The organism is Coprothermobacter platensis DSM 11748 (genome assembly GCF_000378005.1).
Classification (GTDB): domain Bacteria; phylum Coprothermobacterota; class Coprothermobacteria; order Coprothermobacterales; family Coprothermobacteraceae; genus Coprothermobacter; species Coprothermobacter platensis.
On the sequence record NZ_KB899040.1, the window covers coordinates 1,293,484 to 1,309,129 of the forward strand.

At 43.0% G+C, this 15,646-nt stretch carries 13 protein-coding genes; all 13 read left to right on the forward strand.

Annotation, left to right across the window (positions count from 1 at the left end; all coding sequences use genetic code 11):
• The first annotated feature begins 197 nt into the window (after nucleotides 1–197).
• A complete protein-coding gene (locus D890_RS0106860) occupies nucleotides 198–2,288 on the forward strand; it encodes a ribonucleoside triphosphate reductase (protein WP_018963781.1) in 2,091 nt (696 codons plus the stop codon).
• Between the two features lie 16 nt (nucleotides 2,289–2,304).
• On the forward strand, nucleotides 2,305–2,997 hold the full coding sequence (locus tag D890_RS0106865) for an anaerobic ribonucleoside-triphosphate reductase activating protein (protein ID WP_018963782.1): 693 nt from the start codon (nucleotides 2,305–2,307) through the stop codon (nucleotides 2,995–2,997).
• Nucleotides 2,998–3,237: 240 nt separating this feature from the next.
• On the forward strand, nucleotides 3,238–3,981 hold the full coding sequence (locus D890_RS0106870) for an ABC transporter ATP-binding protein (protein WP_018963783.1): 744 nt from the start codon (nucleotides 3,238–3,240) through the stop codon (nucleotides 3,979–3,981).
• Nucleotides 3,974–5,647 carry a putative ABC transporter permease subunit gene (locus D890_RS0106875; RefSeq protein WP_018963784.1) on the forward strand — a complete coding sequence of 558 codons (1,674 nt, stop codon included), beginning with the start codon at nucleotides 3,974–3,976 and terminating at the stop codon, nucleotides 5,645–5,647. The genes D890_RS0106870 and D890_RS0106875 overlap by 8 nt, the downstream gene beginning before the upstream one ends.
• Nucleotides 5,648–5,943: 296 nt before the next feature.
• Complete coding sequence (locus D890_RS0106880; RefSeq protein ID WP_245533176.1) at nucleotides 5,944–6,498, forward strand: methionine synthase; 555 nt, start codon at nucleotides 5,944–5,946, stop codon at nucleotides 6,496–6,498.
• Nucleotides 6,495–8,825 (forward strand): homocysteine S-methyltransferase family protein, encoded by a 2,331-nt coding sequence (locus D890_RS0106885; protein ID WP_018963786.1) that lies wholly within the window; start codon nucleotides 6,495–6,497, stop codon nucleotides 8,823–8,825. The genes D890_RS0106880 and D890_RS0106885 overlap by 4 nt, the downstream gene beginning before the upstream one ends.
• Nucleotides 8,822–10,156 carry an aspartate kinase gene (locus D890_RS0106890; protein ID WP_018963787.1) on the forward strand — a complete coding sequence of 445 codons (1,335 nt, stop codon included), beginning with the start codon at nucleotides 8,822–8,824 and terminating at the stop codon, nucleotides 10,154–10,156. Before D890_RS0106885 ends, D890_RS0106890 begins: the two co-directional genes overlap by 4 nt.
• Nucleotides 10,157–10,159: 3 nt before the next feature.
• Entirely contained in the window at nucleotides 10,160–11,488 is a 1,329-nt protein-coding gene (locus D890_RS0106895) for a homocysteine biosynthesis protein (RefSeq protein ID WP_018963788.1), read from the forward strand.
• Entirely contained in the window at nucleotides 11,478–12,227 is a 750-nt protein-coding gene (locus D890_RS0106900; protein ID WP_018963789.1) for a UPF0280 family protein, read from the forward strand. Before D890_RS0106895 ends, D890_RS0106900 begins: the two co-directional genes overlap by 11 nt.
• Nucleotides 12,214–13,164, forward strand: a complete 951-nt coding sequence (locus tag D890_RS0106905) for a methylenetetrahydrofolate reductase (RefSeq protein WP_018963790.1) — start codon at nucleotides 12,214–12,216, stop codon at nucleotides 13,162–13,164. Before D890_RS0106900 ends, D890_RS0106905 begins: the two co-directional genes overlap by 14 nt.
• Nucleotides 13,165–13,181: 17 nt before the next feature.
• Nucleotides 13,182–14,204 carry an aspartate-semialdehyde dehydrogenase gene (gene asd, locus D890_RS0106910; protein ID WP_018963791.1) on the forward strand — a complete coding sequence of 341 codons (1,023 nt, stop codon included), beginning with the start codon at nucleotides 13,182–13,184 and terminating at the stop codon, nucleotides 14,202–14,204.
• A 156-nt stretch (nucleotides 14,205–14,360) separates the two neighbouring features.
• The gene (locus D890_RS0106915; RefSeq protein WP_245533161.1) at nucleotides 14,361–14,903 is read left to right on the forward strand and encodes an RNA polymerase sigma factor; all 543 of its coding nucleotides are present in this window, start codon (nucleotides 14,361–14,363) and stop codon (nucleotides 14,901–14,903) included.
• Nucleotides 14,878–15,645, forward strand: a complete 768-nt coding sequence (locus D890_RS0106920) for a hypothetical protein (protein WP_425393491.1) — start codon at nucleotides 14,878–14,880, stop codon at nucleotides 15,643–15,645. The genes D890_RS0106915 and D890_RS0106920 overlap by 26 nt, the downstream gene beginning before the upstream one ends.
• The last annotated feature ends 1 nt before the right edge of the window (nucleotide 15,646 follow it).

The window sequence follows — 15,646 nt, forward strand, 5'->3', positions numbered from 1 at the left end:
ATGACTTCATTGCAACCAAATGTAAGTTATTGCATCTGTTTTTATCCTTTTTTGCAACGGAATGTTAAGAACATATTTTTGCACAGATAACAATGAATATCCTTTTTATGAATAACAACCTCCTCATAAGGCGTACGGCATAAGACGCTTCTTCCACTAAAATGTAATTGGGGATTTTGCCAAGGAGGTAGTTCAATATGTTTGAAAGTATAAGGAAGAGAGACGGTCGTATTGTGCCTTTCGATGCACAAAGAATTACTCGCGCTATAACAAAAGCGGGAAAAGCTACTGGCGAATTTTCTTCAGACATAGCAGAAAAACTAACATTGAAGGTATTGAGCGTAGCTCAAGAAGTGATAAAAGATGACATTCCGTCAGTTGAGCAGATACAGGATATTGTTGAAGAAGTGCTGATTGCATCTCCTTATCGCAAAACAGCCAAGGCATACATCATTTACCGAGAGGAACACAGCAAAATAAGGGAAATCGTTTCAAAAGCCAACTCCGATTTGGTAGACCAGTATTTAAAGCGCATCGATTGGCAGGTAAATGAAAACAGCAACATGTCTTTTTCACTGCAAGGATTGAACAACTACATTTCTTCAGAAATCAGCAAGGTGTATTGGTTGAACAACATCTACCCGAGAGAAATTAAACAAGCACATGTAAACGGAGATTTACACATACATGACCTGGGCACCCTTTCTGTTTATTGTGTGGGTTGGGACTTATCTGATTTATTGCGTTACGGGTTCAAAGGTGCAGATTCTGGAAAAGTGGAGAGTAAGCCAGCAAAACATTTTCGTAGCGCCTTGGGACAGGTAGTAAATTTCTTTTACACACTTCAGGGAGAAGCTGCAGGAGCTCAAGCTTTCTCAAATTTTGATACACTGCTTGCTCCATTCATTCGGCATGACGGTCTTTCTTATCGGGATGTAAAGCAAGCTATGCAGGAATTCTTGTTCAATGTAAATGTGCCTACAAGGGTGGGCTTTCAAACGCCGTTCACAAACATAACGCTGGACCTGAACCCGCCAAAACATTTAGCGAATCAACCTGTCATCATTGGTGGTGAGTTTCAAGATAGCGTTTATGGAGAGTACCAGCAGGAAATGGACATGCTCAATAAAGCTTTCCTCGAAGTCATGCTCGAAGGTGATGCCAAAGGTAGACCATTTACCTTCCCCATCCCCACATACAACATAACAAAAGATTTTGACTGGAACAACGAAAACATGCAGCTTCTTTGGGAAGTTACCGCAAAATATGGCATACCTTATTTCTCAAACTTCATCAACTCGGACATGAAGCCTGAAGATGCACGAAGCATGTGTTGTAGGCTACGTCTGGACACAAGAAAGCTGGAAAGAAAAGGCGGTGGGCTTTTCGGTGCTAATCCAAAAACAGGAAGCATAGGTGTGGTCACCATAAATTTGCCTCGATTAGCTTTTCTTTCACAAAATGAAGAAGAATTCTTCTCTTCACTGGCAAAAATGATGGACTTGGCAAAAAACAGTTTAGAGATAAAAAGAAAAGTTCTGGAGCGATTTACAGAAGAAGGCCTTTATCCTTACACAAAGTTTTATCTAAAAGATGTAAAAAACACTTTTGGTGAATACTGGAAGAATCACTTTTCCACCATTGGTTTAATTGGTATGAATGAAGCATGTTTGAACCTAATTGGAACCGATATCGGCACAAGCGAAGGGAAGAACTTTGCATCAAAAGTTCTTGATTTCATGCGAGAGAGATTGGTGCAGTACCAAGAAGAAACATCCAACAATTACAATTTGGAAGCCACACCAGCAGAAGGCACATCTTATCGTTTAGCTAAAATTGATAAGGAAAAATATCCAGATATCATATGTGCTAATGAAATGCAGTACATAGAAGGTGCAGAACCATTCTACACAAACTCCTCTCAGCTACCTGTCAACTACACTGATGACATGTTTGAAGCCCTGGATTTGCAAGATGACCTTCAAACAAAATACACAGGCGGTACTGTGTTGCATCTCTTTGTAGGAGAACGCATATCCGATCCTGAAACGGTAAAACTATTAGTAAAGAGGATATGTGAGCAGTATCGCCTCCCCTATTTTACTTTGACACCCACCTTCAGCATATGCCCTACCCACGGTTACATTTCTGGAGAACATCACCAATGCCCAGAATGTGGTGCAGAAAGTGAAGTTTATTCACGCGTCGTGGGTTACTTGAGGCCTGTAAAACAATGGAATTACGGTAAAAAAGAAGAGTTTAAAATGAGGAAAACATTTAAGGTTTAGAGGAAAACGCAGAAGAATGGTTATAGGCGGCTTACAAAGGTTTTCTCTCATTGATTTTCCAGGCAAAATCAGTGCCATCATCTTTACATTAGGCTGTAATTTTCGCTGCCCTTATTGCCATAACCCAGAACTTGTGGATCCGAAACAGTATGCTGAAACACTCCAACAAGACAATGTAATGGACTTCCTTAAAAGTAGGACAGGGAAGCTTGATGCTGTGGTTATCAGTGGCGGAGAGCCCACATTGCATGCAGACCTACCAGATTTTGTACAGCGTATAAAAGCCATGGGATTTTTGGTAAAGCTTGATACCAACGGTACTAATCCAGATCTTTTAGAGGAATTGATTTCTCGAAAACTATTGGACTACGTTGCCATGGATATAAAAGCTCCGTTATGTAAGTATGAAGAGATTGCAAGAGTCCCTGTGAACATGGATGCCATAACCCAGAGCATAGAACTCTTGAAGCATGCTCTGATACCTCACGAATTTAGGACAACCATCGACAAAAGTTTGCTAACGACAAAAGACATAATAGACATGGCAGCACTTTTGCAAGGTGAAGAACTTTATATTCTACAGCAATGCGTGACCTCAAAAGTACTGGACAAAGCGTTTATGGAGAATTCAAAACCTTATGACGATAGGCAGCTCGATAATGTGGTAACACAAGCACAGAAGTATGTAAAGCGCTGCTTCGTACGTTAATTCCAGCCACAAGAAGGGAGTTTGCTCAAACGGGCAGACCCCTTCTTGTTTTAGGTCAATGTTAACAATGCATATGCACAAAACGTGTGAAAACCATTATATACAAGCAAATATCAGGCATTACGCTATACAGCAATGTGCATAGGTAATGTGTTTTTGCACGATGTTATCAACAATTCTATGATAATATTGTGGCTATTGGTACTATTGAATGCATGAATTACGGGGAGGAACACAGCGTTGATTGAGCTTATGGAAGTTACAAAAGTTTATAAGGGCGGGGTTAAAGCCGTGGACAATTTGAACTTTAGCGTCAATTCAGGAGAACTGTTCGGTTTTATCGGCCCTAATGGAGCTGGTAAAACTACTACCATTAAGATGATGGTGGGCTTGTTGGAGCCGACCTCCGGTTCCGTAAAGATAGATGGCTACGATGTAAAGACAAATCCGCTGGACGTCAAGAAACGCATTGCTTACGTACCTGATGATCCTAATGTGTATGAAAAATTGACAGGTCTTGAATACTTGAACTTCATAGCCGATGTTTATAATGTCCCATCCACCGTTCGTAAAGAACGCATGGAACGGTTGCTGAATGTTTTTGAAATGACCAGTTCCGTTGGTAGCTTGATAGAAAGCTACTCCCATGGCATGCGCCAAAAAATCATCCTCATTGGCGCTTTACTGCACGATCCATCGGTATGGATTCTTGATGAACCCATGGTGGGATTGGATCCACGAGCAGCATTTGAGCTTAAAACCATGATGCGAGAACATTGCGAACAAGGTCATACCGTATTCTTCTCTACACATGTTCTTGAAGTTGCAGAAAAACTTTGTGATCGCATTGGCATTATCGATAAAGGGCACCTAATAGCCTGTGGAACATTAGACGAGCTCAGACACGGGCAGCAAAATGAATCATTGGAGCAATTATTCCTGCAGCTTACCGACGCAACAGCGGAGGGAACCGAAAGTGAATAGTAGAGCATTCTTCGCTTTACTAAAAACACAGTTCAAAATACAGTTCAATCTTTCTGCACTTGTCTACAAGGCAAGTCGGGATAAGCGCGCTTTGTTTCAAACAGTTTCAACTACGTTAGTTTTGCTTGTTTTGCTCTTTGTTTTCTTCGGTTTTTTCTCAACGATGTTCAACGCCATCATAAAAGCGGGCTCTATCATAGGCCAGCCACAGTTGGTTTTGGTAGTAGCCCTTCTTTGTGTGCAGCTACTTGAATTAGTCGTAGGCGTTAGTACTATGATGAGTACGTTCTATTATGCTCAAGATTTGCCAATGCTTATTACATTGCCTTTTAAACCATGGCAGGTCATTGCATCAAAATTTATAGTCGCATTAGCTACCGAGTACATCATAGCTGTTCCCATCTTGGCAGCAGGAGTGGGTTTGTATGCTTATTACGTAAACGTGGGTGTAACGTACTGGATAGCTGCAATCTTTGTGACATTGACAGCTCCTCTTCTTCCGCTTTCCATAGCAGCACTTATCGTTCTGGTGCTCATGCGTTTCGTAAACTTGACAAAAAGCAGATCATTCTTTACCGTTTTAGGTAGTATATTTGGTGCAGCTATTGGTATAGGCGTACAAGTAATTTCGCAACGTTTAAGCAACACCGCAAATGCCGCTGAAATTCTATCAGGGCATTTAAGCTTGGTAAAAGTAGTTGGCTCTGCATTCCCTCCAGCCTTGTGGGGTGCAAACAGCATGTTTTTAGGCGGCGTACAAAGTTTACTTTATCTAATTCTTTTTCTCGCTGTATCATGTGCTGGTTTTGTATGCGTGCTTGCTATTTCAGAAAAATTGTTCTACAAGGCCGCTTTAGCGGGTATGGAATCGACAGCATCCAGACGACGGCTCTCCCCTAACCAGATTTCAAAAGCTGCTGCAAGAACAAGGAGCCACACTATGGCACTTCTCTTAAAAGAATGGAAGCTGTTTTGGCGCACACCTATGTTTGTCGCCAACGGTTTGACAACGTTTATCATTATTCCTATAGCCTTCATCGTGCCCATGCTCACATCATCTGGAGGTGGGACGAACGGTCTATTAGCTTTTGCTAATACGCCTGAAACAAACTTCATTCTAAACCTGATACTGTCAGCAATGTTCTTGTTTAGCACATCCATGAGTTCCATAAGCTACACAGCCTTCAGTCGCGAAGGCAATACTTTTTGGATGTCACTTATCCTGCCGGTGGACAAAAAAGAACAGGTAAACGCCAAGTTGATGAACTGCCTCATAATAACGTCAGTGTTGTTTTCATTAATGTTGATTCTCTTTTGTTTCTTCTTCAAACGCACTTTTTCGGATGCCCTCATGATAATACTTGTATCCGTACCGCCTCTCATCGCATCTTCATGTGTGGAAATGTCTATCGATGCGTTAATGCCGCATTTCAATTGGGTAACACCACAAGAACTCTTCAAACGATCTGGTTTGACCAGTTTTATCATGCTTCTGGCTTTTGTACCTCTTGCTTTAATGGTTCTTGTGGCCGTGTTTTTGATAAAGTCACACATAAATGTCACCTTTTCCTACATAATTCTTTTAGCTTTTGGCATCATGCTGGCAATAGTTACATATCGGCTTTTACTTTCCATAGCAAGGAAGCTTTACGCTTCATATGAGTAGCGAAGAAAAGAAAGGATATCATTGCAGTCGTAGGCAGACCATGTTATACTAATCAGAACATTATGAATATGCAAACGCCGAACATCAAACGTATAGAAATCTCGGATTTCTATCTTTTTAGCACGTCTATGATAATGTGCGGCAACGCCCTGGGAGGTGCTCCGGGCGTGTAACATGCGCGCACTTGGAGATACCAAAAGGGGCGTTCTCTACCTTTGAGAGAACGCCCCTTTTTTATTAGCCAAAAATCTCCAAGGAAATCATCAGAAGAAAGGAGAAAAAAGCAATTGGCACAGGTGTTCCGACCAGAAAAAGTTAACTGTATGCCTGACAAGAAAATATTTCTTGCCAGAGCCGGTGCACGCTATAGCATGCTTGTAAAGGAACATGGTTTTATGCAGCGCGTGAACGCTCTATTCCTGCAAGCATTGTCTCAGATAGGCCCCCTTGTATTTCACACCACTGTAAGCATTGACCAATTACCTAACAAAGTTGTCCCCAGAGTATTTGACGGAGCCAAGAGTGCAACAGTGTTTTTGTCAACCTTAGGAGAGAGCATAGACCAGCTTATAAACAACTATGTAAACCAAGGGCAAACCTTCGAAGCCATGATATTGGACGCATGGGCGTCAGAATCGCTGGAAACACTCAATGAAACCTTTGACCACAAGCTCAGAGAAACCTTCGGCGAAGGCACTATGAGGTTTTCCCCTGGCTACGGAGAAATAGACGTACGGATGAACAAATACATAGTAAAGGAGCTGCTGAATGTGGAGCAGATAACAGTGCTGGACAGCGGAGAAATGGTACCACGCAAGACAACAACATGCATGATCGGGTGGTACAAATGAACAGAACAGCGTTTAGAGAACTGCTTACTCAACGTGTCTTATTTCTTGATGGTGGTTACGGCACAGAGTTTTTTAAAAAGGGTTATAAAGGTGCCGTAGAACTGCTCAATGTAAACGAACCCAGGGTCGTGGAAGAACTTCAGAGAGCATATGCAGAATCTGGTTCAGACATAATACTTACAAATACGTTCAGCGCCAACCGTATAAAGCTACGCTCTATGGGGATAGAACCATACATAGAGCAGATAAACAGAAACGCTGTGAAAATTGCTCGCACTGCCTGTGGCCGAAGCAAATTAGTATTTGGTGATATGTCTTCCACCGGCATATTTGTGGAACCCTTTGGCACACTAAGTTTTGACGAAGCATATAAAACGTTCAGTGAACAAGCGACATTGTTGATTGAATCAGGAGTAGACGGTATCATCGTTGAAACAATGTCGGATTTAAAAGAACTCAAAGCAGCTGTGTTAGCCATCAGAGATGTGTCAAAGGACATTCCAGTTATCGCACACATGACGTTTGAAGCAGATGGCATAAGCGTTACAGGTACATCCGTGGAAATCTTTGCATCTCTCTTCAATGATATTGATGTGGATGTAGTGGGTATGAACTGCACTCTGGAACCTAAAGAAATGCTTCCTGTATTTAAAAGACTTTCAGAGCGCTGCACAAAGCCCATATCTGTGGAGCCAAACGCAGGAAAACCCAGCTTAAAGGGTGGCATCCTCACATATCAAACGACACCAGAGGAGTTTGCTGTTTATATGGCAGATTTTATAGAATTGGGCGCAAACATCGTAGGCGGTTGCTGTGGTACTGGTCCGGAGCACATAAAGTTTATGACTAACTACCTTGGAACGGAGAACCCGCGCAAGAGAGCTGTAGAAACGCACCAATTCCTTTCTTCTCGAACCCAAATAAAAGCGATAGAACCATTTTTGGTTATTGGAGAACGTATAAATGCCAGCGGACGAAAAAAGCTACAAAATGGTTTTCAAGAAATGGACTTTTCAGAAATGCTAAACCTGGCTCGCCAGCAAGAAGAAGAAGGTTCGTCCATAATAGACGTAAATTTGGGCATAGAAAAACTCTTAACCGAGAAACATTTTAGGCAAGCGGTGCAAGAGCTCGATAAGATATCTTCCCTACCCCTTTCTTTAGATGTGCAAAACGCTGATTTTCTTGAAGCTGCCATGCGCGAATATGTAGGGAGACCGCTGGTCAACTCTGCCTTGGTCAAAGAAGACCACATGATTGAACGCCTCCGCCTTATTCAGCGTTATGGCGGTATGCTTATCGTTCTTCCCATGGAAAGAGATATTCCGCAGACAGCAGAGGAACGTTTTCACATAGCGCAAAAAGCTTTGAAAATCATACAGAATTATGGAATTGATCCAGAACGTATTCTCTTTGACCCGTTAGTCTTACCCGTAGGTGCGGGCAACGATTACCACGTAACCACGAACACTATAAAGCTGCTCAATGAAGCGCACATGCAAACATCTATAGGCTTGTCCAACTTGAGCTTTGGCTTGCCCCAGCGAGAAAGCATTAACGCTGCTTTTCTGGGTCTTGCAGTAGAAAATGGTCTGAATGCAGCCATCATGAACACGAAAGAAGTAACCACCATGAATGTTTTGGAAGGTGCTCTCATGCTAAAAGGCAAGAGCTTGGTCAAAGCGAAGCAGACCATTGAAGATGAGTTGGTAAACATGATTATAAAAGGCGAAAAAGAGCAGCTAATGGCGTTTACTCAGGAGCAGTTAGCAAACCACGATCCCATCTATGTTAGCCAGAACATCTTGGCAGATGCCATGGAAAAGGTAGGTCAGCTTTATGCAAAAGGAACCATATACCTGCCGCACTTAATACTGGCAGCAGAAACCGTTCAACCCGCATTCGATTACCTCAATGGTTTGCTCGGAGAATCACAAGTAAAACTGGGGAAAGTATTGCTGGCTACCGTACAAGGAGACATCCATGATATAGGAAAGAAAATTGTGGGAACAGTGCTTAGAAGCGGTGGATTCGATGTTTACGATGTTGGCAAAGACGTGCCAGCCCCAGACATACTGGACGCGTGCATAGCGTACAAGCCTGATATTGTAGGCTTGTCAGCCATGATGACCACCACTGTAGAGCAAGTAAAGCAAGTATCTGACCTGCTTAGAAGCCACGGCATCGCAGTTATGCTTCTTGCTGGCGGAGCATCTATGAACAGGCAGCTAGCGGAAGAATTCGGTGTTCTGTATGCAAAAGACGCCATGGAGGCTTTGGAAATATGCAAAGCATTCATGGAGAAAAAGAGGAGTAGCTCCTCATGAAAGCAGTAGTTTTAAAATTTGGCGGTTCCACATTAAAAGACCGTACAGATTTAGAAAACATAAAACGTATCATAGAAACGCAGCAGCCGTTCGTTTTAGTTGTATCAGCAGTAAACGGCGTAACAGACATGCTTTCAAGCGCATTAAACGATATTGGAAACACGGATGTAGACGCTTTTCTCAGCAACCTTGACAGTGTATATCAGCATTTCTTAGATAAGTTTTCTTCATCACTTCATGAACGTGTTTATGCTATAGAAAACTTTCTTCGAGGAGCAAAGCTCATCGGAGAAGTGCCGCCGTTTGTTTATGACTATGTAATAAGCCAAGGAGAACGTTGTTCTTCTTTGTTGCTCACCATGTATTTGAATCAAGAAGGCATCCCCTGTGAGGAAATGCTCCCAGAAACGTTTGGATTAGTAACCGATGGGACCTTTGGAAACGCCACTGTTAACCTCAAATTGACTCAAACAAACGTAAAAAAATACTTCAGAGAAAACCAGAACTATGTGGTTCCGGGTTTCTACGGTGTGCATGAAGGAAAAGTCAATGTCTTAGGCAGAGGTGGCAGCGATTATACTGCTACATCACTGGCCTACTGTTTAGATGCCAAGAGCATAAAGCTGTACAAAGATGTCCCCGGTTTCATGAGCTCTGATCCAAAAACGGTCAGCACTGCAAAAGTTATAAAACAACTCAGTTATGCAGAGGCGGCTGAATTGTCGTACTTTGGCGCCAAAATACTGCATCACGCCTCCATGGAACCTGCGATGAAAAAGAATATTCCTGTTTACATCTATGATGTCCATACGCTAATGGAAACAAAAGAAGCTAATACCGTTATTTGTGCCAATTCTTGCATAAGTGATAATGTAGTAAAAAGTATATCTTCTACAGAAGATATCGCCGTCATTCAGTTTAACGGAGACAATGTAGGAAGGGTGCCGGGCATTTTAGGCACCATTGCATCTGCGTTTGCAAAAGAAAACGTCAACATAAAATCCGTCGTAACATCACAGACCAGTATCAATGTACTCGTTTCTAAGCACGATGTGCCTCTATGCATGCACATCATCGAGAACATGGAAATTCCTCAGGTACAGAACATTGTTTACAAAACTGACATATCCCTCATAGCGGCAGTGGGCGACGGTTTGCTCCAGCATCACAGCATAGCAGCGCGCATATTCTCTGCCGTATCTAAGCAAAAAGTCAATGTGGAAATGATTTCTGCAGGCGCGTCTGATGTAACTATGTATTTCATCGTGCGTGCCACAGACAGAGAAAAAGCCTTGAAAGCCATACATGAAGCCTTTTTCGGAGGTGAATGAACCGTGAAAACTATTGAGGAAATTAATCAAAAGATCACACAGGGAAAAGCTGTTATTTTGACAGCCGAAGAAGTAGTAACCATGGCAAAGACAACTTCACCAAAAGAAATCGCCCAAAAGGTGGATGTGGTGACCACAGGTACTTTTGCCCCCATGTGTTCCAGCGGCGCTTTCATGAATTTTGGGCATACTACCCCACCTATGCGCATGGAAAAAATAGAGCTTGATGATGTGGAAGTTTATGGAGGCGTTGCCGCCGTAGACGGTTACCTGGGCGCCACGCAAGAATCCAGTAAAGATAAACAATTCGGGGGAGCCCACATTATCGAAGAGCTGATAAAAGGCAAAGATGTGCTTTTGAGAGCATCAGCTAAAGGAACCGATTGCTATCCCAAGAAAGAGTTTGCAGGATACATAAACAAAGACATGATCAACGACTTTTTCCTCTTCGACCCACGCAATGCATACCAGAACTATGCAGCAGCAACCAATGGCGGAAAAAGAGTTCTTTATACGTACATGGGTAAACTGTTACCCAATTATGGCAATCTTACTTACTCCACTTCAGGTGAACTCAGTCCACTTTTGAAAGACCCAAACATGCTCACCATTGGCTTAGGAACCCGTATCTTTCTATGCGGCAGCACGGGCTACGTAGTCTGGCCCGGAACACAGTTCACGAATCAGGTCATGGTAAACGAATCCGGCATACCCATAGGTGGTGCACGAACCCTGGCTGTCATAGGCGACGCCAAGAAGATGGACCCTCGCTACATCAGAGCAGCTTATTTCAAGAACTATGGGGTAACCATGTTTGTGGGCATCGGCATACCTATCCCCATGATAAATGAGGACGTAGCATACTTCGCTTCGCGCAGCAATGCAGAAATAACAACCGAGATAAAAGATTACTCCCTAGAAGGCCATCCTACCATTGGATATGTAAATTATGACCAATTACGCTCTGGCTATGTGGAACTAAACGGTAAAACAGTAAAATCTGCCCCCATATCGAGCCTAAGCATGGCACGAGAAATAGCTCAGACGCTCAAAGATTGGATTGCTCGTTCTACGTTTTTGCTCACAGAACCTGTCCAACTGTTCGATGAACCGCGTTTACTAAAAAAACTTCCAGAAATTTCTGCTGGAAAGAACCTTTCAAAGGACGAACCTTCATGCGTAGAATGTGGTTTATGCACTTCAGTGTGTCCTACAAATGCGCTACAACTTATGGAAGCGAAGTTAACGTTTATTGCTGATAAATGTACACATTGCAATACGTGCAGTGACGTGTGCCCTGTGGGTGTGAGGTTGCCCTTCGATGAACAATGAACGATTTTACAGAAGTTGGCACAGTGGCCGGTTTCAAAGTTTTATTGTAGGCTACAAAGAGACAGATCTTTGGATAGGTGTAGACAAGTACTATCCCGAAATGCCAGAAGCCACGTTGAACCTGATAAAAAAAGTACGTAAGCAATTAGATGACTATATAGATGCTAACCCAGACTTTCTTCTATCATTTGAACCAATAACTGACGAAAACGCCACCAGCGTAGCAAAGAAGATGATCCGCGCTTCGAAGATGGCAGACGTGGGACCCATGGCAGCGGTAGCTGGCGCTGTGGCAGATGAAATTGGTGCCTTCCTTTCTTATGAGTTCGGATGCAAAGAACTTATTGTTGAAAATGGCGGTGACATCTCAGTAAAAGTGCAGGAACCCATAACAATATCTGTGTATGCGGGCGACTCCCCCTTGTCTGGCAGAATCGGTTTATCTATTCCTCAAGGCGTGTGTGGCGTCTGCACTTCTTCAGCCACAGTTGGACCTTCTATAAGTTTCGGCAAAGCCGATGCAGTAACAGTAATATCAAAAACTGCGGCCGTGGCAGATGCTTTTGCTACGTTTTATGGAAATCGCGTCAAGCAAGAAGAAGATATGGAGAAGGTGCTAGGAGAAACACTTCCTCCTCAGGTAGATACATTGCTCATTGTGATGAAAGACATGATGGGTATTGTGGGCAAACACAAACTGCAAATTGTTGAATCGGGTGATTGCCATGAAAGTTGTTGACAAAATAAAAGAAAAACAAATCATTTCCATTGAAGTGCTTCCACCAAACCGTGGCCATGGTGGAGATGACATTTTCAGAGCCATTGACGAGCTTATGGAATACCCTATCAGTTTTATCAATGTCACCCGACATGCCCCGGAGCTAACATATGTGGAACTGAGCGATGGTAACATCATAAAAGTACCGAAAGTAAAAAGGCCAGGCACTGTAGGGCTCACTGCAGCACTCATGAAACGATATGCCGTTGACGTGGTACCGCATGTACTTTGTCTCGGCATGAACAAGTACGAGCTGGAGGATTTGCTTATAGACTTCCATCTCATCGGGATTGAAAATGTTTTTGCCATACGCGGCGAATACGACAATCCAGCCACAATAAAACAAGAAGAGAGCAAAGACACATACAAGCACTCAGTGGAGCTGGTTAAACAGATTAAAGCCATGAACAGGGGGCAATACCTGTATCAAGGCAAGGAATCCACACCCACAGATTTTTGCGTAGGCGTAGCTGGATATCCGGAAAAGCACTTCGAATGCACAAATCTTGAGCAGGACATAAAACACTTAAAAGAAAAAGTGGATGCCGGAGCCGATTATGTTATAACACAGATGGTTTTTGATTTCGATGTGTATAAAAACTTTGTGGAAAAAGCGCAAGCTGAAGGCATAAATGTCCCCATTATACCCGGCATAAAACCCATAATCAGCTTAAAGTCCATATACAGCATACCCAGAAGTTTCTTTGTAAGTGTACCTAACACTTTTGTTTCACAGATGGAACAAGCACAAACAAAGAGCGAAGAATTCAACGTAGGTACCGCCTACATGGCATCGTTGGTGGAAAAACTGCTTTCTTGGGGAGCACCTGGCATCCACCTGTTTACCATGGGCAAAAGTACTTCTGCCAAAGCACTGTTGAAAGCCGTTTTGGGCTGATGAAAGGAGCTGTAGCCATGAAAAGAGTAGCTATTTTAGGTGCAACAGGATTGGTAGGTCAACGTTTTGTTCAGCTATTAGCTAATCACCCCTATTTTGAGATATCTGCATTGGCAGCATCCAACATGTCTGCTGCCAAGCCGTACAAAGAGGCTGTCGCCTGGCGTTTAGATACGCCAATTCCTGAAAACGTTATGGACATGATTGTCCAAGAGTGCAAGCCCACATTTGAATGTGACTATGTATTCTCTGCGCTGCCATCCGACATCGCGGGCCCTATTGAAGATGAATTCATAAACGCTGGGTACACCGTTTTCTCTAATGCCGCCAGCCATCGTATGGATGATAACGTCCCGCTGGTAATACCTGAAGTTAATTACCAGCACATGAGCATTGTCCAGAGCCAGCATACAAATGGAAAAATCATAACCAACCCGAACTGCTCCACCATAGGCCTTGTCATGGCGCTAAAGCCCATAGCCGATCTATTTGACATAGAAGAAGTTCATGTTGTTACCATGCAAGCACTCTCTGGTGCAGGGTACCCCGGCGTATCATCACTGGATGTAGTTGACAACGTTTACCCTTATATCAACGGCGAAGAAGAAAAAATTATGACTGAATCCAAGAAAATTCTTGGGAATCTCAATAATGGTTCCATAAAACCTGCACTTTTCGACATTTTTGCTCAGTGCAACCGTGTGCCTGTAGTGGATGGTCACCTGCTGTCCGTGTTTGTAAAAACAAAAAAGCCCGCTGACGTAGAACAAATAAAAGGTGCCATAAACAATTTTCAGCCACTAAAGACCTTCAACCTTCCTTCCGCTCCTGAGCACCCACTGGTTTATCTTTCTCAAAAGGATACACCTCAACCTCGCTTACATAGAAACCTCGGCAGAGGCATGACCGTAAGCGTTGGCCAACTTACCCAATTCTCTGAGCGCTCCTTGCGATTCCTAGCGCTCGTGCACAACACCATAAGAGGTGCCGCTGGGTGCGCCATTCTCAACGCAGAAATGTACGAAACAATGCGTTACTAAGCAGACTTTGGCCAACTGCTATGCGCTGAAAAGCTTAGGCTGAAAGCCTCACCTCTACTGGTTCTGCCTTACTGGCGAGCCTTACTTATTTTTCTTTTTTATATCTTTTTGCCCTTCTGAGTTGTTTTATTAAGTGAATGCAATTAAAGTGGTGTTATGGTGGATGAAATAAAGCTCATAGATAGGATAAAACACGGTGACAGGCGCGCGCTGGACACCCTCGTAAAAGCTTATTACCAAAATGTTTTTGCTTACTTTTACTACCACACCCAGAACCGAGAGACGGCAATGGATTTAACGCAGGAGGTATTTGTGAAGGTGGTAGCTTCCATAGAAACGTATGAAAACCGCGGCAGGTTCCGTTCGTGGCTATTTACCATATGCGCAAATCACCTTAGAAATCACTGGAAGTATGGAAGCACTCATGATGAATACGAACTTGAAGAAGAAAGCGAAGAAGACATGGCTGTAAGCTGGCAGAACATAACAGACAGCACAGACCTTTTGAACGCGCTTTCTCAAATTTCTACAGATCAGAGAGATTGCGTCATTCTTAAGTATTACTACGGTTTTACCAGCCGAGAAATCGCAGAGATGCTTCATATTAAAGAGCCCACAGTCAAAGCACGGATACGTTATGGGCTTAGTAAAATCGCTAAGCTGCTGAGAGGAGATGAGACAGGTGGAAAAGAACAGTAATGAAGACGAGCACATAGAGAAGCTTTTTAAAAGCGTGGATATACCGCAGATTACAGAAAAACAAATTGAATCTGTGGTAAAAGTAGCAGCCGATTATTTGCCTTTAGGAAGAAAGCACATGAGTTTATGGGATATGGCCATATTAGAACTTCGCACCACATCCATTTTCTTTTGGGCTGCGTGTGCTGCACTCATGGCCATAGCTGTGCTCTTTATAAGCAGTGCTGAATCTTCCTTTTCTGCAGCGGGCATTTTTATTGTTGTAGCACCTGCTCCTTTGCTCTTCAGCTTACTTGAGATCATGACCACCAGAACCCCCAATGTAATAGAACTGGAAAAAGTCTGCAAATACAATGTAAACCAGCTCTATGTGCTAAAAATAATGATTGGCACTGTTTTAAACATTGTGGTATTGGCTCTAATCAGCGTCTTTTCACTGCATACTTTGAATAGTCCCTTGCAGATGTTCCTTATGGGCTCCACCATAATGCTCACAATCGGTTTTTTAGCTTTATTGATTGCAACAACACTTGGCCAATCTCTACCAGTAATGGGCATACTTGCAGGTTGGACTATTGCAGCATCGATGCTTTTTGACAATGGTCCAAAGCTTGCAATGGCTCTGCTTAGTATTAGATTTACACCATTGCTCATCACACTTCTTGTTAGCACCATGCTTTTCGTTCTTACTTTGCATTCCTTTAGCCATAAACTGACATCCCTAAGTTTAGGAGGTACATAGC

Excerpts from the sequence above, each read along its gene's own strand:
- D890_RS0106860 (WP_018963781.1), top strand. The coding sequence starts at position 198 with ATGTTTGAAAGTATAAGGAAGAGAGACGGTCGTATTGTGCCTTTCGAT.
- D890_RS0106865 (WP_018963782.1), top strand. The coding sequence starts at position 2,305 with ATGGTTATAGGCGGCTTACAAAGGTTTTCTCTCATTGATTTTCCAGGC.
- D890_RS0106885 (WP_018963786.1), top strand. The coding sequence starts at position 6,495 with ATGAACAGAACAGCGTTTAGAGAACTGCTTACTCAACGTGTCTTATTT.
- D890_RS0106890 (WP_018963787.1), top strand. The coding sequence starts at position 8,822 with ATGAAAGCAGTAGTTTTAAAATTTGGCGGTTCCACATTAAAAGACCGT.
- D890_RS0106900 (WP_018963789.1), top strand. The coding sequence starts at position 11,478 with ATGAACAATGAACGATTTTACAGAAGTTGGCACAGTGGCCGGTTTCAA.
- D890_RS0106905 (WP_018963790.1), top strand. The coding sequence starts at position 12,214 with ATGAAAGTTGTTGACAAAATAAAAGAAAAACAAATCATTTCCATTGAA.
- asd (WP_018963791.1), top strand. The coding sequence starts at position 13,182 with ATGAAAAGAGTAGCTATTTTAGGTGCAACAGGATTGGTAGGTCAACGT.
- D890_RS0106915 (WP_245533161.1), top strand. The coding sequence starts at position 14,361 with ATGGTGGATGAAATAAAGCTCATAGATAGGATAAAACACGGTGACAGG.
- D890_RS0106920 (WP_425393491.1), top strand. The coding sequence starts at position 14,878 with ATGAGACAGGTGGAAAAGAACAGTAATGAAGACGAGCACATAGAGAAG.